The organism is Gorillibacterium sp. sgz306347 (assembly GCF_059735245.1).
This window is the reverse complement of the sequence record NZ_JCAPET010000018.1, coordinates 46,874-65,234: the sequence shown is the minus strand read 5'-3', so window position 1 is coordinate 65,234 and position 18,361 is coordinate 46,874. Positions and strand designations below refer to the sequence as shown.

Here is an 18,361-nt window from a genome sequence, read left to right as displayed (position 1 = left end):
CAGTTCAGAGGAGGATGGGGCATGTCTGCAAAAAAAACAGCCGTTCTCGTGGCCGGCAGCTGGGGAACCGCACTTGCGACCGTATTGGCGGATAACGGCAACGAGGTCTGGCTTTGGTCGCGTAACCCCGAACAGGTGCGGGAAATAAACGAAAAGCACACCAACGCCCGGTTTCTGGGCGATACCAAACTGTCCGAGCGCATTCGCGCCACGACCTCCATGGAAGAGGCTCTGCACGAGTCGGACGCGGTGGTGCTGGCCGCAACCTCCTCCAGCATGCGGGAGGTCGCCCGGCAGGCGAGTACATACTTGAAGCGCGGCGCACTGATCATTCATGCGGCCAAAGGCTTTGAACCGGAAACGCTGAAGCGCATGACTGCGGTGATCGCGGAAGAAATTCCGGCCGTGGAGCCGGACCGGATCGTTGTTTTGTCGGGACCGAGCCATGCGGAGGAGGTTGTGGTTCGCTGTCCCACGACCATCGTGGTGGCGTCCGAGCGGATCGAGGAAGCCGAAGCCGCTCAGGATCTTTTCATGAATCCGTTTTTCCGCGTATACACGAACCCCGACGTAGCGGGCGTTGAGCTTGGCGGCGCTTTGAAAAACATCATCGCGCTCGGCGTCGGCATGTCCGACGGTCTCGGCTACGGAGATAACGCCAAAGCTGCGTTAATGACCCGCGGTTTGGCGGAGATCGTAAGGCTCGGTGCGGAAATGGGCGCCAACCCGCTCACGTACGCCGGCCTTGCCGGACTTGGCGACTTGATCGTCACCTGCACCAGTGTGCACAGCCGGAACTGGAAGGCGGGGTACCTGCTGGGGCAAGGCAAATCGCTGGATGAAGTGCTGGAGCAGATGGGCATGGTGGTGGAGGGAGTCAAGACAACCCGGTCCGCCCACACGTTATGCCGGAGGTACAACATTCACATGCCGATTACGGACGCCTTGTACGCGGTTTTGTTTGAAGGCATGCAGCCGAAGGACGCCGTAGGCGAGCTCATGGGCCGCGTGAAAACGCACGAAATCGAAGAAGTGGCGCAAGCGGCCGCTTCGAATTGGCTGAAGGAAGAAAGCGCGCAGGAATAACGGTACGCCGGGCATCCGCCCGCACGGCGGCTTTTCTCCGGTCATAAACTACTCCAGTCGGACTAACGGCAAAGGAGGACGCGAGATGACGGGGAAGAATGTTTCCAAGGATGTCCTGAACATCGTGAAGAACAAGACCGGCAAAAACGTTTCCGAAAAAGACATCAAATCGCTGGCCAGCGGAGTCGGTCCGCAAACGATCCAAAGCGAACAGCAGCTGCGCCAGCTGATCCAGCAGGTTTCGGCTATGGTAGGGGTTCCGGTAACGGAAAAAACGACCAATGAGATCATTCAGGCCGTCCGAGCGAGTAAATTGGATACGGGCAGCCTGGAGGGTTTGATGAAATTGATCGCCAGGAAATAAGGAGAAAAGCCGGTCCCGCTCGGGCCGGCTTTTGTTCGCTGCGGGCCCGGTTTGCCGCAGCATTCCGCGGTGCTATAATGGAAAGAACGGCGTTTGTTGGCGAACGGTCAAGACAAGCATGGCAAACCAAAACAAGAGGAACGCCGCCGGGGGGAGAAGCGGGATGGGGGCTCATGTTCATTTTTTACCCGATGACAAGTCGGTTGAGGTTCGCGAAGGAACTACGCTTCTGGATGCGGCGCGGAAGGCGGGCGTCGGCATTCGGACCCGGTGCGCCGGGAAAGCCGGCTGCCTGATGTGCAAGGTCGAGATCCGCGATCAGCGCGGGTTGACGCCTCCGGGCGGTGCGGAAAAGCAGAAGCTCGGCTCCCAGCTGGACAAGGGCGTCCGGCTCTCCTGCCAGGCGAGAGTGACGGGGTCCGTTGAAGTCACCGTGCCGGAGGATCCGCTGAAAGCGGCGGTGCGGGCGCAGCTTGCCCGGCAGCGGGAGGAAGATCTTTGGTAGCCCCTGGAACCATGCATGTTTTGCAAACCGATTTTTTCTTCGTGGACAGGCCCTTATAACCGTCCCTTGCCTTCTTTCCGCGCCGGCGGAAGGGAGGTTTTTTTGCATGCTGTCATAATCTATGATCCCGCACATATATTTTACCAGTGTGAGATTGTACGAGTGTGGGCGCATGACGAGCCATACCGGGGACCGTCTCCAGGCAGGCGCACATTGCCGGGGCGTTAGCCCGCCGGACGTTTCCGACATCAGGTTCGCAGGCTTCCGCTTGCTTCGTTACAACAACCTGTAGGAGGAGATCTCAATTGGAGAAAGTTGATATCTTTAAGGACATCGCAGAACGAACCGGCGGGGATATCTACCTGGGGGTCGTGGGGGCCGTGCGAACGGGCAAGTCCACGTTCATCAAGCGCTTCATGGAAGCGGGAGTCCTGCCGAATATCCGCAGCGAAGCAGACCGGATCCGCGCGACCGACGAGCTGCCGCAAAGCGCGGCGGGTCGGACGATCATGACCACGGAGCCGAAATTTGTCCCGAACAACGCCGTGCAGATTACGGTGGCCGAAGGGCTCAACGTGAATGTGCGGCTCGTGGACTGCGTCGGCTATGCGGTGGAGGGAGCGAAGGGCTACGAGGACGAGAACGGGCCGCGCATGATTACCACGCCCTGGTTCGATGAACCGATTCCGTTTGAGGAAGCAGCCGAGATCGGGACCCGGAAGGTCATTCAGGAGCATTCCACGCTGGGCGTGGTGGTGACAACCGACGGAACGATTTCGGACATTCCCCGTTCGTCATACGTGCTTGCCGAGGAAAGAGTCGTGGCCGAGCTGAAGGAAGTCGGAAAACCGTTCATTCTGGTCATCAATTCTGCCAAGCCGAACAGTGAACCCGTTCAGGAGCTGCGGGCGGAGCTGGCCGAGAAGTATGACATACCGGTGATGGCATTAAGCGCAGCCACCATGGGAGAAGACGAGGTCATGGCGGTGCTCCGGGAAGTGCTTTATGAATTCCCGGTCCACGAAGTCAACGTCAACCTGCCAAGCTGGGTAATGGTTCTGAAGGATAGCCACTGGCTCCGCAGCAGCTATGAAAATTCGGTCCGCGATACGGTGCAGGATATCCGCCGTTTGCGGGATGTGGACCGGGTGGTAAGCCATTTTGCCGCATACGATTTTATCGAGAGGGCCGCCTTGGCCGATATGAACATGGGGCAGGGAGTCGCCGAAATCGACCTTTACGCGCCCGACGAGCTGTATGACAAAATCCTGATGGAAGTGGTCGGCGTGGAGATCCGCGGCAAGGATCATCTCCTTCAGCTGATGCAGGAATTTACGCACGCCAAACGGGAGTACGACCAGTTCGCCGAAGCGCTGGAAATGGTCAAAACCACCGGCTACGGCATCGCTCCGCCGACGCTTGCGGAAATGGCGCTGGATGAGCCCGAGCTGATCCGCCAAGGCTCCCGGTTCGGGGTACGGCTGAAGGCGACGGCGCCCTCCATCCATATGATTCGTGTCGACGTCGAGTCCGAGTTCTCGCCGATCATCGGAACCGAAAAGCAAAGCGAGGAGCTGGTGCGCTACCTGATGCAGGACTTCGAGGACAACCCGCTCAAAATTTGGGAGTCGGATATTTTCGGCCGCTCGCTGCACTCCATCGTGCGGGAAGGCATCCAGGGCAAGCTCGCCATGATGCCCGACAACGCCCGTTACAAGCTGCAGGAGACGCTGGGCCGGATCATCAACGAAGGCTCGGGCGGTCTGATCGCCATTATTCTGTAAGAAAGCCGGCGGGCCGTGATCCGGTCCGCCGCCTCTCTTTTGCATAGGCTCTGCGGGTTAAACGCCGCAGGGCCTTCTTGCCGCGTCCGGCTTCGTGCCGTCCGGAGGATTTAGCCGCCGGGCCCGTTATCGGGACGCGGTTTTTGTTTTGCGCGGTGGCACTTGAAATTGGCGGAATCGTGTATTACTATAGGTTTGTTCCTTCCGGCATTGAGTTGACGGGATTTTTCGCGACATGCGTATATTTATTAGCGAAAAAGAGAAGACAGGATGATAGCATGCCCTTTCGTCCTTTAAGGAGGTGAATGACATGAACAAAACCGATTTGATCTCCAAAGTCGCGGAAGCTTCCGAGCTTTCCAAGAAAGACGCCACCAAAGCGGTGGAAGCGGTTTTCGACGCCATTACGGAAGCCCTGCAAAGCGGAGACAAAGTGCAGCTCGTAGGCTTCGGCAACTTTGAGGTGCGCGAGCGTTCCGCCCGCAAAGGACGCAACCCGCAAACCGGCGACGAAATCGAAATCGCTGCAAGCAAAGTGGCATCCTTTAAAGCAGGTAAAACCTTGAGAGAAGGATTGCGCTAAGCGATAGTCCGTACATACGTACCCCATTGCTTGGACAATCCGGCTCCTTCCAAAAACCGTGTCAGCCTCGGGCGCACGGTTTTTTTACTCGCTCCGAAAGCCGCCTATTTTTCTATTGACATTGCTCCGCCGATGTTATAAACTCTTTCTTGCGGCTGAAAAAGCCGCAACCCTTCTGTGAAATGTCGGGGTATAGCGCAGTCTGGTAGCGCGCACCCTTGGGGTGGGTGAGGTCGCACGTTCAAATCGTGTTACTCCGACCATTTACGAAAAAAAACCGTACCTATCATGTTTTTCGGACGTTGAACAATCCGAGGACCGAACGTCTAGGATGTTGGACGTTCGGTCACCCAAACGGCATGGGTTCGGGGATAAACGCTTCTTATTCGGTATATACCGTATAGGAGGCGTTTTTGCTTTGGATGGGTGGAATGGCAAGCGGAAAGAGGTCGACCGGATCAACGTCGGGGAGCGTGTGATATCGCTCGACGACATGTACGACACGTTTAACAGCGCGAGACGAGCGAAGGGTCGATCGGGGCCGCACGCTGGAGACGTACGAAGAAAATTACCGCCTTTTTACGGACTACCTCGATGCAAACAGAGTTGAACGGAACATACAAAACGTAACCCCGGACGTGATCCGCGCGTATATGGCATGGTTGCTTTCACGATAAGCGAAAATGGAAAGATCGCGCACATAGAACAGAGGTAGCACGTTCAAATCGTGTTACTCCGACCATTTACGAAGACAACCACTGGATTCGCTTGTGCAAGTCCCCCGAGAAGGAATCGACAGGTCCTCCAGCCCAAAGAAATAGGCTGTTCTAAGAGCAAAAGCAGCTTGGTTTACCGCCCAGCCCCCCGCTCCGTGCGCAGTTCAGCGATCATGGACACAACTTCCGGCTCCGTTCGAATCCTCTTGCACTGCGCAGCCCCTTACCTCGTGCGAAGCTCCTTGGTTTTTTACTGCACTTTTGCACACAACCCCCGTTTCCATGCGCGTTCCTTCCCCCGTACACAGCCTCCAAGTCCGCGCACGGCAAACCGGTATCGAAAAGACGTGCCTGGCGGGATAGCACATTACCCGCTTTTCCAGATTAGGCGTTCTCCCGCTGTAGGTTAATATGATGGAATGTTGCCAAAATACATCATTTTGTAGATGAAAAAGACGAAATGAAGGCTAAATGCTGCGTTTATGCAGGATTCATGGACACTTTGGCGGCATTCCGGCTATTAATCGAGGATTATCCTGCACAATCGCATCATTTTCGGGAAAAGAGGCTCTCCGCTGGTGAAATGCTGTATTTTCGCAGGAAACGGGGTTCCTGTATCGAGGGAGCCGACCCTGAATCTAACGCTGATATCTGGATCCAGAGCCTACGCTGGAAGCCAAAGCTGGAATCTGGAGCTGGAGCAGTCCCCGAGTCATCAGATGACTTTCGGGACAGCCTCTTTTCTTTTTCTGCGGTGATACGACAAGGAAATCGGAATGAGACGAAGATGAATCCCATGCGGCGGCGATGCGCCCTATACTGGACCTATACTCCCTCGCAGGCCCGTGCGGCAAGCTGGAGAGGGACGTTGAAGGAGGCAGCTATGGGAACGGCCATCATGGATCGGGAAAAGGAGACGCGCCGCTACGGCGTACAATATGTGTTATGCGACCCCCAAGGGGTCCGGTTGCTGCTCGGCGATTGCCATCGCGTCGCTTCCGCCCGGTTTGCGGGGAATTATGCCGCGTGCGACCTCCTGTTGGACCTTGCCGCGGCCATATCCGCCGCCGGACTGACGAGGCGGCAGATCGAGGCCGTAACGCTGGTTTACGGCAGCGGCCAGCTGACGCAATCGGAAGCGGCGGAGCAGCTGTGCATCACGCAGCAAACGGTGCACCGTTCACTGGAGGAAGCGGCACGCAAAATCGCCCGGGTTTACGCCGGCTGGCGGCAGGCCGAAGAAGGTACGGCGGCCCGGAGAAGGGAAGGGTAAACGTTGAACAAGCAAGTGGTTGCGGAAGCTTTCGTTGTGCTGATTGCGCTGGATATCCGGGACCGTGCGGAGCGGATAAAGGCGGTTGAAGCGTTGACGGAGACGTTTTTGGCCCAATGGGGACGGTCGCCGGAGGCATTGCCGCTGGACACGCTGGCGGACTACATCCTCCGGGAGGAGTTGACCGACCGGAACCCGTACAAAACGGCGCATGCGGCCTACCCGTTTCTGTCGGAGCGGCAATTCGAGCTCCGGCGCATGCGAGAGCGGTCGCTCACCCTGGCGGAGGGTTACGCCTCCGACGGCCGGAACTACCGGCACCCCGGAAGAAGAAGGCGTTCCGCGTACGAGAACGCATTTGTCGATGCTTTACAAGGCCGGCGGGGCCAACTATAATAAATGGAACGACACTGCAGGAACGGTGTCTTTTTCCTTGAAGGAAGGCGGGAGCCGGCATGGAAAGCAAAGAATGCGATTATATTGTAATCAAAGCGCAGGATAACGGCGTGCAGGTGATCGGATTGACGCGCGGGCAGGACACCCGGTTTCACCACACCGAACGGCTGGACAAAGGCGAGGTGCTGATCGCCCAGTTTACCGATCATACCTCCGCCATCAAAGTGCGGGGAAAAGCGACGATCATGACCAAGCACGGTAGCATCGAATCCGAATAAGCGGCGCGGAAAAAAAGCGGAATAGCCCGCTTTTTTTGTTTGTACAATGAGATAAAACGCTATTCGGGAGCTGAATGCGCATGAAATGGCCTTTCCGGTTCGGAATCGCCACCGTTTGTTCCCTGGCCATCGCCGGTTGTCTGTCGCTGCTGCCCAAAATCGGACTGCAAACGGCCGGCCCCGCCGTGGAAACCGGTTCAACCGCCGTCCTGGACATGTCCAATCTGGTGGACCGGCTGTCCGCCTTGCCTTTTTATCTGGACATTCGTCACGTCAGCTGGCGTTCTCCCGTGCTGACCGTTGATTTCCGCGCGCCCGCCGCCGTCGACGTGGAAGCCGTATACCGCGACATGTACCGGCTGTCGGGGTGGGCCATGCTTACTCTGGAGAATGTGGAGGAGCTGCAGGCACGGGTTTACCGGGAGCCCGGCGGAACCGGCGCATCCCGGCTCCTGCTGTCGCTGGATGCCCGCAGCGAAGACCGGACCGTTTTTCGGATCGGGACGGATGCCGGTGCGGAGGAGCTGAAAGCCTTCCTTCAGAAAAACTGCCGGCTGAGCGAAACGGAGCTCTGGCGGGAGATGCTCGGCCAAGACTAGGGCGGCCGAAAAGTGCGCAACCCCTATGGATATGCTATAATAACGTGTCGGAAGATGGAACGAAAATGAAGCGATAACCCGGAGGCACAGGATGACGATTACCCACATTGAGGAGCTGGCAAAGCGCTACACGGACTATGATATGATCCGCAAACATACGGATCTTCCCGCTTTTCCGGACTTGCGCATCCGGCTGTTATTCGCTTTTCTGGGCGGGGAGACGGCGGCCGCCGGCAAAGCGGACCGCTACGCGCTGGTCGCCTCGCTTGTGCAGCTGGGCCTGGACACACACGAAACCGTCCCGGCGGCCAGCGACGAGACGGACAAGCCCGCCGCCCGCGCCCGGCAGCTGAAGGTTTTGGCCGGCACTTATTTGAGCGCGCAATATTACCGTCTGCTGGCCGAGGCCGGCGAGGTGCACATGATCCGCAGAATCGCGCTCGCTATCCGGGAGATCAACCGGCTCAAAATGAGCCTTTATTCCGCTTGCCAGAATTTTAAGGTGACGGCGGAAGAGTACATAAGGCAAGCGGCCGCGATCCGTTCGCGTTTGTTTCTGGCGTTTCAGGACAGCGTGGAAGCGGAACTGCGCGATGTTTGGCCGGAGGCCGTGCAAGGGCTGGCCCGATGGGAACTGCTGACGGACGAAGCCGTCCGAGCCGGCGCGGCGGATGCGCCGTACGGCGGCTGGGCGTTCTGGACGATATGGCAGAACGGATCCAAGGAAGAACGGAAGCAGCTGCAGGCCGGCTTGCCCGAGCAGGGAAAGCAGCGGGCGCTTCTCCTGAAGCACAAGGTTGCCGCCCAGCTCCAGCAGATGGCCGATCATCAGGCGCGCCAGCTGCTCCAGCTGCTCAGCCAGGCAAAGAGCGAAAAGCTGCGGAAGGACCTCGAGCCGGTGGCGGACCGGTTGGCCCGTTCAATCCGCCGGCCGAAAGCGTTGGAGGAGTACTGACATGAAGGAAGCAAACCGCGGGAAGGACCCGCATGCGGCCAAGGAGCAATACGTGCATTCCGTTTTTGAGCGGATCGCGCCCAAGTACGACATGATGAACGACCTGCTGAGCTTTCAACGCCACCGCTACTGGCGGCGGTTTACCATGAAGAAAATGGCGATCGCTCCGGGCGATTCCGCTCTTGATCTTTGCTGCGGCACCTGCGACTGGACCATCGCGCTGGCCGAAGCGGCGGGAGAAGGAACCGTGGTCGGGCTCGATTTCAGCAACAACATGCTGGAGCGCGGCCGCGAAAAGCTGGAACGCGCCGGTCTCGCACAGCGGGTCGAGCTTGTCCAGGGCAACGCCATGAGCCTGCCCTTTGCCGACAACAGCTTTGATTTTGTCACCATCGGGTTCGGACTGCGGAACGTACCGGATATCGAACAGGTGCTGCGGGAAATGCGCCGCGTCGTCAAGCCGGGCGGCAAAGCGGTTTGCCTGGAGCTTTCCAAGCCGACCCGGCAGCCGTTCAAATCCGTTTATTATTTTTATTTCGAGAAGATGCTTCCCCTGCTCGGGAAGCTGGTTGCGAAGAGCTACGAACAATACAAATGGCTTCCCGAATCACTGGCGAGCTTTCCGGACCGTCGCCGGCTGGCCGAGCTGTTTCGGCAAACCGGGTTCAGCGCCGTGGAAGATTATTCGCTGACCGGCGGCATCGCCGCCCTTCATATCGGAGTGAAACCGGAAACGTAAGCTGGGGGAACGAAATGCTGAAAAAGGTTCGGATTTTTCTGGAAATGATCAAGTTTGAGCATACGCTGTTCGCGCTGCCGTTCGCCTACATGGGTGCGGTGCTGGGGGCGGCGGTGATGCTGGACCGGCTGCCGACCTGGGGAGAAATCGGGTGGATCACCCTGGCGATGATCGGCGCCCGGAGCGCGGCGATGGGCCTTAACCGGGCGATCGACCGGACGGTGGACAAAAAGAACCCGCGCACCGAGAAACGGGCGATTCCCGCCGGTTTGCTGTCTCTGAAAGAAGTGGCTGTTTTTATTGTCGGATCGTTTGCGCTTCTGTTTCTGGCTACCGGCAACTTAAGCGCGCTGGCGGTCAAATTGCTTCCGGTCGCGGTCTTTATGCTTGTTATTTATTCCTACACAAAGCGCTTTACATGGCTCTGCCATCTTGTGCTGGGCCTGACCATTGCCCTTGCTCCGGTCGGCGGATGGGTGGCGGTAACCGGAAGCGTCAACTGGACGACCTGGATTTTTTACGTGGCGATCGCCTTGTGGACAACCGGCTTTGATATCATTTATGCCTGTCAGGACATCGAGTTCGACCGCAAGGAAGGGGTTTATTCCATCCCCGCCCGGTTCGGGATTCCGAAATCGCTCGTGCTCGCCAAATGGTGTCATGTTGCAACTGCGCTGGGCTTGACCAGCCTGTTTTTTCTGACCGATCTGAGCTGGTGGTATTTTATCGGCCTTATCATTTCTTACGGGATTTTGTTTTACGAGCATTCGATTGTCAACGAACACGATTTGTCCCGGATGAATACCGCGTTTTTCACGATGAATGGCGCGCTGAGCTGCGTGGTGTTCGCGTTTACTATGCTGGATACGGCGGTCCGCTATCTATAGGGGAGCGCGGCCGGGACGGCGCCGCAAGCGGAAAAAGCATTCAATAGACGGGGGGAATAACCGGTGAACGCCTCCAAGCTGCGGATCGGAAGGATCCTCTATACCAACGTATGGCCCATCTTTCATCATTTTCCCGCCGAGCGGTTCGGCGGGCGGATCGAGCTGACCACCGAGGTGCCGGCTTCGCTGAACCGGGCGATGGCCGCCGGGGAGATCGACATGGGGCCGATCTCCTCGTTTGCCTATGGAGAGCACGCGGACGAATACGTCCTTTTTCCCGAGCTTTCCGTAAGCGCTTTTGGGCGGGTCAATTCGATCCTCCTCTTTCACAAAAAACCTCTGGAAGACGTCGCCCGCGGCCGGGTGATGCTGCCGACGACCTCGGCATCCTCCGTCAATCTGCTGAAGATTTTGCTGGAACGGCGATACTCCGGCGCGCCAAGCTACCGGTTCGATCTGCCGGACCTCGGCAACCTGCGGCCGGACGAGGACGCCGCGCTGCTGATCGGGGACGACGCCATCCGCGCGGACTGGAGCAACCGGATAACGGGAGAGTACCGGGTAACCGATCTCGGCGAGGAGTGGAGACGGATGACCGGCAACTGGATGTCGTTCGCCGTCTGGGCCGTCCGCCGCGAAGCCGCGGAAGCCATGCCGGAGCTCGTTTCGGAAGTGTTTCACGCTTTCCAGGAGAGCAAGCGGCTCGGGCTTGCCCGGCCCTCCGGCATCATCCGTTACGCCATGGAAAGCGTCGGGGGAACGGAAGCGTATTGGGCGTCGTATTTCGCCAACCTCTGCTTTGATTTTGGCACACCGCAAATCCAGGGCTTGCAGGCCTATTACGATATGGCCTACGAGATGGGACTGCTGCAAAAGCCGGCACGCATCGCATTATGGGAAGACATTCCATCGTACAGGTGAATCCATGAAACTGATCGATATTTACACCCGAATCAAAAAAGACATGAATGAGGTCGAGAAGGAGCTGGAACGGAGCATCGACACCGATCACGACCTTCTGCGCCAAACCTCGCTGCATCTCCTGAAAGCGGGCGGCAAGCGCATCCGGCCGATCTTCGTGCTGCTCGCCGGGCAATTCGGGGAATATCGTCTCGATACCTTGAAACGAATCGCCGTTCCGATGGAGCTGATCCATATGGCTTCGCTTGTTCACGACGATGTGATCGACGACGCCGATACCCGGCGCGGCCGATTGACGGTCCGGGCCCAGTGGGACAACCGGATCGCCATGTACACCGGCGACTACATCTTCGCTCAGGCGCTCGACGTCATTACCCGGCTGGAGAATCCGCTGATTCATCGCATCATGTCGGACGCCATTGTGGAAATGAACGTGGGGGAGCTGGAGCAAATCCGGCTGTTCTTCGAGACCGGTCAAACCACCCGCGATTACCTGCTCCGCATCAAACGGAAAACGGCTCTCCTCATTGCGATCAGCTGCCAGCTGGGCGGGCTTGCGGCGGGGACCCCGCCGGACGTCACGAAACGGCTTTATTCCTATGGCTACAACGTGGGCATGGCGTTTCAAATCCGCGACGATCTTCTCGATCTGTGCGGGACGGCGGAGCAGATCGGCAAGCCGCCGGGAAGCGATATCCGGCAGGGCAATCTGACGCTGCCCGTGCTGCTGGCGCTGCGCGAGCCGGGCTTATCGGGACCGCTTCTACAGGAGGTGGAACGGATTCGGGAAGCGGACGGCCAGACCGACGTAACGCGCTTTCTTGAGCTTGTACGGGGAAGCAGCGGGCTGGCCAAAGCGGAGGAACTCGCGGAACGGTACATCGCGCGTGCGGTGGCCGACCTCGATGGGCTTCCGGACATCCAGGCCAGGCGAGACCTGGCCGGCGTCGCCCGCTTTGTGGGCGAGCGCACGTATTGACTTTTCCGGACGGAAGTCCGGCTTATTCCGCGAATGAGGTGACGAGCAATGGAACGTACCTATTTAATGGTCAAACCCGATGGAGTCCAACGCGGACTTATCGGCGAAATCGTCCGCCGCTTCGAGCTGAAAGGGTTTCGTTTGGTCGGAGCCAAATTAATGCAGCTTTCACGGGAAACAGCCGAAATTCATTATTCCGAACACAAGGGAAAGCCGTTTTACGACAAGCTGGTCGACTTTATTACGTCCGGCCCCGTTTTCGCGATGGTCTGGGAAGGCGACCGGGTCATCGCGCTGTCCCGGCACATGATGGGCAAAACGGATGCGCTGGAAGCTTTTCCGGGCACGATCCGGGGAGACTTTGCCGTTCACACGAATTTCAATTTGATTCACGGCTCCGATTCGCCGGAGAGCGCGGAACGGGAAATCGGCGTTTTTTTCCGGCCTGAGGAGCTGCTGGACTATTCGAAAGACATCTCGGTTTGGATTTAATTACGGTCGATTGACATTGCGGGGGGAGCACTTTTGGAGAGCGCGGATCTGGATTTTACGCGGTTTGTAAAGAATGTGAAGGACTTGACGGGAATCGACTTGAACCAGTACAAGGAAGCCCAGATGAAACGGCGGCTGACGACGCTTCGGCTGAAGCTCGGCTACAGCACCTTTGACGCTTATTTCAACGCAATTGCCAAAGACAAAACGCTGTTGTACGAATTTCTCGACCGGATGACCATCAACGTCTCCGAGTTTTGGCGCAACCCGAACCGCTGGGTGGTACTGAAGGACCGCTTTTTCCCGGAGCTTGCGGCCGAGAACAAGCGGCTGAAGGTTTGGAGCGCGGCCTGCTCGACCGGGGAAGAGCCGTACACCCTTGCCATGATCATGGACCGGCTGGGGCTGCTGGCGTCCGGCTCCATTCTGGCGACCGATCTCGACGAGAATGTCCTCGAAAAAGCGAAGCAGGGCGTTTACATGGACCGCTCGATCCGCGATGTTCCCCTGGAATTCAAAAAAGCTTATTTTCACGAAGACGGCCCCATGGTACAGGTGGTACCCGAGCTGAAACGGGCGATCAAATACCAGAAGCAGGATCTGCTGGCGGACCGGTTTGATACTTCCTTTGATCTTATCGTGTGCCGCAACGTCATGATCTATTTTACCGAGGATGCCAAAACCAAGCTGTATCAAAAATTCGCAGACGCGCTCCGGCCGGGCGGACTCCTTTTTGTCGGAAGCACGGAGCAGATTTTCAGCCCCGCCCGTTACGGGCTGGAGCTGGCCGATACGTTTTTCTACCGGAAAATCGACGCGAAGAAAGTATAACCGGAAGCCGCTCTGCCAACGCTAGCTGAGGGAAATCCCCAGGAGGTGCAGCAATGGAAAAGAGGCTTGTGATCGGCGCATATCGGCAAGGTAGGATTACCCGGGAGCAATGCGCGCAAATTCTGGGCGTGGAAACCGGTCCTCTGCTGACGCTGATCAGCGGGAAGCGGCCGGAGCCGGAAGCGGCCGGGATGCGGCGCGGTCTGCTTCGTTCGGGCCTGTGCCGGGGAAGCAAAGAATTGTAACTACCGCCACTTTACCGCCGTGTCCGGAGACACGGCGGTTTTGCTTGCTGCGAGCCGGACGGCGGCAGCGGAAAGCCTTTGGCCGGACTCGTCTTGTCAAAGCGGAAGACCTATATTATAATTAGCGCATAAAAGCGCTAAAGCGTAAGAAGCAAATGCCGGGTATATCGGCTTAATCCAAGGTAGAGAGCAGATGAGGGGGAACCGGGTTGAGATTTTTGACGGCGGGTGAAACCCACGGGCCGCAGCTGACGGCCATTGTGGAAGGATTGCCAAGCAATTTGCCTCTTTCGGCGGAAAGCATCAATGCGCAGCTGCTGCGCAGGCAAAAGGGATACGGACGCGGGCTCCGCATGCAGATTGAGCAGGACACCGTGAAGCTGGCGGGAGGCGTGCGCCACGGCTCGACGACAGGAGCGCCCCTTGCGCTGGTTGTGGAAAATAGAGACTGGAAGAACTGGACGAAAATTATGGGGGCGGAGGTTCCGCCCGAGGAGAACGAGGGCAAGCGCCGTATTCTGCGGCCGCGTCCGGGGCATGCCGATCTGAACGGCGGGCTGAAGTATAACCTGAAGGACCTGCGCAACGTTCTGGAGCGCTCCAGCGCGCGGGAAACGACGATGCGCGTCGCCGTCGGCGCGGTCGCCAAGGAGCTGCTCGCTGCGTTCGGCATCCGCACCGCCTGCCAGGTGCTTCGCATCGGCGACGTGACTGCGGTCCGGTCGGACCTGCCGGCGGAGCAGCTGGCCGCGGTGACGGAGGAATCGCCGGTCCGCGTCGCGGACAAGGAGGCGGAAGCCGCGATGATCGCGGCGATTGACGCCGCCAAGAAGGACGGCGACACGCTTGGCGGAATCGTCGAGGTTGTGGTGGAGGGCGTGCCAGTCGGACTCGGCAGCCACGTGCAGTGGGACCGGAAGCTGGACGGCCGGATCGCCCAGGCGGTCGTTTCGATCCAGGCGTTCAAAGGCGTCGAATTCGGCATCGGCTTTGAAGCGGCGGAACGGCGGGGATCGCTTGTGCACGATCCGATCCTGCATTCGCCGGAACGCGGCTTTCACCGCGCCAGCAACAACGCGGGCGGTTTTGAAGGCGGCATGACCACGGGCGAGCCGATTGTGGTCCGCGGCGTCATGAAGCCGATCTCCACTCTGTACAAGCCGCTGCAAAGCGTGGACATCGACACGAAAGAGGCATTCACCGCCCAGGTGGAGCGTTCCGATACCTGCGCCGTGCCGGCCGCAGGCGTCATCATGGAGAACGTGGTCGCCTGGGAAGTCGCCGCCGCGTTCATGGAAAAGTTCGGTGGAGATTCTCTGGAGGAAATCCGGGCCAACCTGGCTCAATACAAAGCCCAATTGGAGCGGTATTAATGGAAACTTTAACGATTGAGCTGGGGGACCGGTCCTATCCGATTCTCATCGGCTCCGGCATTGCGGCGGAAATCGCCGAGCGGCTGGCCGAGCGGGACATTAAGCCGTCCTCGCCCCTGCTGGTGGTGACGGACGATCATGTGGCCCCGCTTCATCTGCAAAGCGTTATGGAGGCTTTGAGCCGCGGCGGCTACCACGCGACCGCGCATGTGGTACCGGCCGGAGAAGCGACCAAATCGCTTGCCTCCCTGCAAGAAATCATCGGGGTAGGCCTCCAGGCGGGACTGGACCGCAAATCCGTCATGATCGCCCTCGGCGGAGGCGTGGTCGGAGACCTCACCGGCTTTGCGGCGGCGAGCTACATGCGGGGAATCCGGTTCGTGCAGATGCCGACGACCATTCTTGCCCATGACAGCAGTGTAGGCGGAAAAGTCGCCGTCAACCACAAACTGGCCAAGAATGTGATCGGGGCTTTTCATCAGCCGGAGCTGGTCTTGTACGATATCGATTTTCTGCAAACCCTGCCGGAGCGGGAGGTCCGTTCCGGTCTGGCCGAGGTGATCAAGGAAGGTTTGATCCGGGATGCGGCGCTGGTCGGCTGGCTGGAAGAGCATGCGAATGCTCTGCTGAAGCTTGAGCCGGAGCCGTTGATTCAAGCCCTTTTGTCGGGCTGCCGGATCAAGGCGGAGATCGTGTCGCAGGACGAAAAGGAAACGGGCCAGCGCGCGCTGCTGAATCTGGGGCACACCATCGGACACGCGCTGGAGGCGGTGGCCGGGTATGGACAGCTGCTGCACGGAGAAGCGATATCCATCGGCATGGTCGGCGCCGCGAAGCTGGCGGTGCGTCTCGGAAGACCGGAACGTATTTTGAGCGTGACGCAAAGCATCCTGGAGCGCTTTGAGCTTCCGACCGCCATTCCGTCCGGTCTCGACACCGATGCGATTTTGGACGCACTGGGGCGCGACAAGAAGTTTACGGAAGGCCGGATGACCTTTGTGCTTCTGCGGGACATCGGCTCTGCCGAGCAGTACGGCGATCTGACCGTAGAGCAGGTCCGCCAGGTGGTTGAGGAGTTAAAGGAGGAGGGGCAGCCATGCGCGTAAGGGGAATCCGCGGCGCCACCACGGTGGAGCATGACGAGGAAGCGGAAGTGCTGCGCGAGACAAGAGTGCTTCTGGACCGGATCATTGAGGAGAACGAAGTGGACCCGGAGGAGATCTGCAGCGTTTTCGTAACCGTGACGCATGACCTCCGCTCCACGTTTCCGGCCAAAGCGATCCGCGGCCTTCGGGGCTGGGAGCTTGTGCCGCTGATGTGCTGCATGGAGATTCCGGTGGAATCGAGCCTGTCCAAATGCATCCGTCTGATGATTCAAATCAACACGGAGAAGCGGCAGGATGAAATCCGCCATGTTTATTTAAACAACGCAAGGGTGCTCCGGCCCGATATCGCCGGAACATCCCGTTCATAAGGGCGGCGGCCGATAACGGCGGGCTTTCCCGCCGCTGTTTCAATCGGTCATTGACGCGGTACGCCCCCGTGTGTATAGTGGAAGGTAGAAGAGCCAAGCAGAGCAAGAGACGAGTAGAGCAGAGAAGAGATGAGTCGAGTCGAGCAATAGGAAAACCGCCAAGTCCGGGCGCAGGCAGAATCCTGATAACGCCCAGGGACGGTTGTATTTGGCGTACCTTTCCGCTATTTTCGATTGAGACACCAACCTCTACTTTGTAGAGGTTTTTTCTTTTCTCCCCGTCTTTGCCGCGATCAGGCAAAAAGGAGATGAAGACCGTGCACGATCCGGAATTGAAAACCGTGCTGCGGCTGTCGGAATCGTATAACCTGATTCCCGTCGCGCGCCGATTCCTGGCGGATATGGAAACCCCGATCCGGGTATTCCGCCATTTTTCCGACGAACCTCGTTCTTTCCTGCTGGAAAGCGTAGAAGGGGGGGCGAAATGGGCGCGGTACTCGTTTATTGGAACGGACCCGTTCCTGATGGTGGAAGGCAAAAAAGGCGTGAGCCGGGTGACCCGGAACGGCCGGACCGAGACGGTGAACGAACGGCCGCTCGATGTGCTGAAGGCGCATGTCCGGACGTACCGCAGCCCTTCGATTGAAGGGCTTCCGCGGCTCACCGGAGGAGCGATCGGCTTTTTCGGCTATGATTTGCTCCAGGATTACGAAGCGCTGCCGCCGCACCGCAAGGACGATCTCGGCATGCAGGACATCCGGTTCCTGTTTTGCGACCGCCTGATTGTGTTCGATCATTTCAAACAGGAAATTCTGGTGATCGGGAACGTCCATGTTCCGCCCGGAGCGACGGACCGGGACATTGCCCGGGAGTACGAGCGTGTTTGCCGAACGATCGACGAGACGGTGAACAAGCTGCAAAAGCAGGCGCCGGGCCTCACCCGCCCGCACCGGCCGATGCCGGCGGACGTGGAGCTGACCGGTGTGGAATCCAACCTAACAAAAGAACAGTACATGGCGAATGTTGAAAAGGCCAAAGCATACATCCGCGCCGGGGACATTTTTCAGGTGGTTCCGTCCCAGCGCTTCGAGAAAAAAACCGGCGTTTCCCCGCTCGACGTGTATCGGGTGCTTCGTACGACCAACCCGTCGCCTTACATGTATTACTTGAAATTTGACGACGAAGTGATTGTCGGCGCATCGCCGGAGCTGCTGGTCCGGGTCGAAGACGGCAAGGTGGAAACCCGGCCGATCGCGGGAACCCGGCCGCGCGGCAAAACAACGCAGGAGGATCACGAGCTGGAGCGGGAGCTGCTTGCCGACGACAAGGAGAAAGCCGAGCATTTGATGCTTGTCGACCTCGGGCGCAACGACATCGGACGGGTCGCCGAATACGGAACGGTCGTCTGCGACTCGTTTATGGAAATCGAACGGTATTCGCAAGTCATGCACATCGTCTCCAACGTATCGGGGCGGCTGCGCAAGGACAAGGACTTTTTCGACGCCTTCCTTTCGTGCATGCCGGCCGGGACCGTATCCGGCGCTCCGAAGCTGAGGGCCATGGAGATCATCGCCGAGCTGGAAAACGAATCGCGCGGAGCGTATGCGGGCGCCATCGGGTATCTGGGGTTTTCAGGAAATATGGACACCTGCATAACCATCCGCACCATTGTTTTCAAGCACGGCAAAGCCTACGTGCAGGCGGGCGGCGGGGTGGTCTGGGACTCCGTGCCCGAGAAAGAATACGAGGAGTCGTGCAACAAGGCAAAGGCGCTGCTCCGCGCCATCCGCATGGCCGAGGAAATGTTTCAGACCGGCCGGGAAGAGGATGTCGTGATCAACGGGGATTATTTCGCCTGACACCCAATACGGAGGAGGAATC

Annotated in this window: 21 protein-coding genes and 1 tRNA gene; all 22 read left to right on the top strand. The window is 58.5% G+C overall.

Going from position 1 to position 18,361, the window contains the following annotated elements:
- Nucleotides 1-21: 21 nt before the first annotated feature.
- Nucleotides 22-1,086 (top strand): NAD(P)H-dependent glycerol-3-phosphate dehydrogenase, encoded by a 1,065-nt coding sequence (locus AC6I6H_RS11570; protein ID WP_497953928.1) that lies wholly within the window; start codon nucleotides 22-24, stop codon nucleotides 1,084-1,086.
- 85 nt (nucleotides 1,087-1,171) lie between these two features.
- Complete coding sequence (locus AC6I6H_RS11565; protein ID WP_497953927.1) at nucleotides 1,172-1,450, top strand: stage VI sporulation protein F; 279 nt, start codon at nucleotides 1,172-1,174, stop codon at nucleotides 1,448-1,450.
- A gap of 163 nt (nucleotides 1,451-1,613) precedes the next feature.
- Nucleotides 1,614-1,955: a 2Fe-2S iron-sulfur cluster-binding protein gene (locus tag AC6I6H_RS11560; protein ID WP_497953926.1), complete on the top strand. Its 342-nt coding sequence runs from the start codon at nucleotides 1,614-1,616 to the stop codon at nucleotides 1,953-1,955.
- Nucleotides 1,956-2,260: 305 nt separating this feature from the next.
- Nucleotides 2,261-3,739, top strand: coding sequence for a stage IV sporulation protein A (spoIVA, locus tag AC6I6H_RS11555; protein ID WP_497953924.1), 1,479 nt, complete (start codon nucleotides 2,261-2,263; stop codon nucleotides 3,737-3,739).
- 310 nt (nucleotides 3,740-4,049) lie between these two features.
- A complete protein-coding gene (locus tag AC6I6H_RS11550; protein WP_497953923.1) occupies nucleotides 4,050-4,322 on the top strand; it encodes an HU family DNA-binding protein in 273 nt (90 codons plus the stop codon).
- A 186-nt stretch (nucleotides 4,323-4,508) separates the two neighbouring features.
- Nucleotides 4,509-4,585, top strand: a tRNA-Pro gene (locus AC6I6H_RS11545).
- A 1,336-nt stretch (nucleotides 4,586-5,921) separates the two neighbouring features.
- Entirely contained in the window at nucleotides 5,922-6,311 is a 390-nt protein-coding gene (locus AC6I6H_RS11540; protein ID WP_497953921.1) for a hypothetical protein, read from the top strand.
- 3 nt (nucleotides 6,312-6,314) lie between these two features.
- Complete coding sequence (locus AC6I6H_RS11535; protein ID WP_497953920.1) at nucleotides 6,315-6,707, top strand: hypothetical protein; 393 nt, start codon at nucleotides 6,315-6,317, stop codon at nucleotides 6,705-6,707.
- 59 nt (nucleotides 6,708-6,766) lie between these two features.
- A complete protein-coding gene (mtrB, locus tag AC6I6H_RS11530; RefSeq protein ID WP_497953918.1) occupies nucleotides 6,767-6,985 on the top strand; it encodes a trp RNA-binding attenuation protein MtrB in 219 nt (72 codons plus the stop codon).
- A gap of 80 nt (nucleotides 6,986-7,065) precedes the next feature.
- A complete protein-coding gene (locus AC6I6H_RS11525) occupies nucleotides 7,066-7,584 on the top strand; it encodes a hypothetical protein (RefSeq protein WP_497953917.1) in 519 nt (172 codons plus the stop codon).
- A gap of 91 nt (nucleotides 7,585-7,675) precedes the next feature.
- Nucleotides 7,676-8,539: a heptaprenyl diphosphate synthase component 1 gene (locus AC6I6H_RS11520; RefSeq protein ID WP_497953916.1), complete on the top strand. Its 864-nt coding sequence runs from the start codon at nucleotides 7,676-7,678 to the stop codon at nucleotides 8,537-8,539.
- A gap of 1 nt (nucleotide 8,540) precedes the next feature.
- Nucleotides 8,541-9,278 (top strand): demethylmenaquinone methyltransferase, encoded by a 738-nt coding sequence (locus AC6I6H_RS11515; protein ID WP_497953914.1) that lies wholly within the window; start codon nucleotides 8,541-8,543, stop codon nucleotides 9,276-9,278.
- 14 nt (nucleotides 9,279-9,292) lie between these two features.
- The gene (locus tag AC6I6H_RS11510; protein ID WP_497953913.1) at nucleotides 9,293-10,165 is read left to right on the top strand and encodes a UbiA-like polyprenyltransferase; all 873 of its coding nucleotides are present in this window, start codon (nucleotides 9,293-9,295) and stop codon (nucleotides 10,163-10,165) included.
- Between the two features lie 63 nt (nucleotides 10,166-10,228).
- Entirely contained in the window at nucleotides 10,229-11,086 is an 858-nt protein-coding gene (locus AC6I6H_RS11505) for a menaquinone biosynthetic enzyme MqnA/MqnD family protein (RefSeq protein ID WP_497953912.1), read from the top strand.
- A gap of 4 nt (nucleotides 11,087-11,090) precedes the next feature.
- Nucleotides 11,091-12,065: a polyprenyl synthetase family protein gene (locus AC6I6H_RS11500; RefSeq protein ID WP_497953911.1), complete on the top strand. Its 975-nt coding sequence runs from the start codon at nucleotides 11,091-11,093 to the stop codon at nucleotides 12,063-12,065.
- A 48-nt stretch (nucleotides 12,066-12,113) separates the two neighbouring features.
- On the top strand, nucleotides 12,114-12,557 hold the full coding sequence (ndk, locus tag AC6I6H_RS11495; protein WP_497953910.1) for a nucleoside-diphosphate kinase: 444 nt from the start codon (nucleotides 12,114-12,116) through the stop codon (nucleotides 12,555-12,557).
- A 33-nt stretch (nucleotides 12,558-12,590) separates the two neighbouring features.
- Nucleotides 12,591-13,388, top strand: a complete 798-nt coding sequence (locus AC6I6H_RS11490; protein WP_497953909.1) for a CheR family methyltransferase — start codon at nucleotides 12,591-12,593, stop codon at nucleotides 13,386-13,388.
- Between the two features lie 53 nt (nucleotides 13,389-13,441).
- On the top strand, nucleotides 13,442-13,633 hold the full coding sequence (locus AC6I6H_RS11485; protein ID WP_497953908.1) for a hypothetical protein: 192 nt from the start codon (nucleotides 13,442-13,444) through the stop codon (nucleotides 13,631-13,633).
- A gap of 209 nt (nucleotides 13,634-13,842) precedes the next feature.
- A complete protein-coding gene (gene aroC / locus AC6I6H_RS11480) occupies nucleotides 13,843-15,006 on the top strand; it encodes a chorismate synthase (RefSeq protein WP_497953907.1) in 1,164 nt (387 codons plus the stop codon).
- The gene (aroB, locus tag AC6I6H_RS11475; RefSeq protein WP_497953905.1) at nucleotides 15,006-16,112 is read left to right on the top strand and encodes a 3-dehydroquinate synthase; all 1,107 of its coding nucleotides are present in this window, start codon (nucleotides 15,006-15,008) and stop codon (nucleotides 16,110-16,112) included. The genes aroC and aroB overlap by 1 nt, the downstream gene beginning before the upstream one ends.
- Complete coding sequence (gene aroH / locus AC6I6H_RS11470; RefSeq protein WP_497953903.1) at nucleotides 16,103-16,480, top strand: chorismate mutase; 378 nt, start codon at nucleotides 16,103-16,105, stop codon at nucleotides 16,478-16,480. The genes aroB and aroH overlap by 10 nt, the downstream gene beginning before the upstream one ends.
- Before the next feature lie 317 nt (nucleotides 16,481-16,797).
- A complete protein-coding gene (trpE, locus tag AC6I6H_RS11465) occupies nucleotides 16,798-18,339 on the top strand; it encodes an anthranilate synthase component I (protein ID WP_497953902.1) in 1,542 nt (513 codons plus the stop codon).
- Nucleotides 18,340-18,361 lie beyond the last annotated feature (22 nt).